Here is a 1,096-nt window from a genome sequence, read left to right as displayed (position 1 = left end):
GCTAGCCGGTGCGAGGTCGTGCTCGCTGACGCCGCGCCGATCGCGGCGGTGACCACCGCCGAGGTGCGCTCCCGGCTTGACGGGTTGGACGGTCTGATCGTCTACAGTAATGACCCGGCTTTGCGCGCCGGGGGGCATCCGGTCGCCCGGCGGGATGTTGAAGGTCAACGCGGCGACCGGATCGACCAACCCGTAGCCGACCTTATTGTCAACGCCCGCAGGCGGATTGTGCGCCGATTGCACGATCCGGTTGATCACCTGGTGCGCGCTGAGGTCGGGAAATTTCGCGCGCACCAACGCCGCGACGCCGCTGACGTAGGCCGCCGAGAAGCTGGTTCCCCAGAACGGCATGTTCTTCTCGCCGGGCCGCGACGGCGGGTAGGCATTGACCGGGCCGCCGCCTTGGGGTGAGAGACCCATGATGTGGGTTCCCGGTGCGGCCACCCCGACCCAGGGGCCGGACATGCTCTTGTCCAGCGGGGCGCCGCTGGCATCGACGGCCCCCACCGACAGGACGTAATCGGAGAACCATGAGGGCGCCGAGACGATCTTGACCTGATGCCAGTCCCGTGGATCCGACGGGTCCAAGGGGTCATACGTCGGGTTGTTGTTACAGCCGGCTTCCCCATCGTTGCCCGCGGCCGCCACGATCACCGCGTCCTTCGCGGTGGACGCGTACCACAACGCTGCGCCCAGCGCTCGCTGGTCGGCAGGGGCTGCCGCGGGCAGGCACGCGGTGACCGAAATGTTGATCACCTTGGCCCCCATGTTGGCAGCGTGAACAACTGCGCGAGCAACCGAATTCAGGGTTCCGGCCTTCACCTTCTCGTCGGAGTTGGGGTCTCCCGGCGGCGGGTTGACCGGCTCGAATGCTCGTGACGATTGCCGGATCGAGATGATGGTCGCGTGCGGGGCCACGCCCACCACGCCGTCGGGCGCTCCCGGGGGAAGCGGTGGCACCGCGGGTTCGTCCTCGGTCTGCGGATCGGGCGGCCCGTTCGACGCTGCCGTGGCGCCACCCGCCGCGGTATGGGGCGTGTTGACGCCAGGGCGCCAGTGGGCATGGTTGGCGCTGGCTGTCTCTTATACACATCTT

General features: G+C 68.2%; 1 pseudogene. It reads right to left on the bottom strand.

Annotated features, from left to right (window positions below):
* Window positions 1-1,017 (bottom strand): annotated as a pseudogene (gene mycP / locus A5782_RS20175) (type VII secretion-associated serine protease mycosin); the annotation flags it as partial.
* Window positions 1,018-1,096: the final 79 nt, after the last annotated feature.

Origin of the sequence: Mycobacterium sp. 852002-40037_SCH5390672, assembly GCF_001665875.1 — a bacterium.
Classification (GTDB): domain Bacteria; phylum Actinomycetota; class Actinomycetes; order Mycobacteriales; family Mycobacteriaceae; genus Mycobacterium.
The sequence above is the reverse complement of the archived record's forward strand: the minus strand, read 5'-3'. Positions and strand labels throughout refer to the sequence as shown.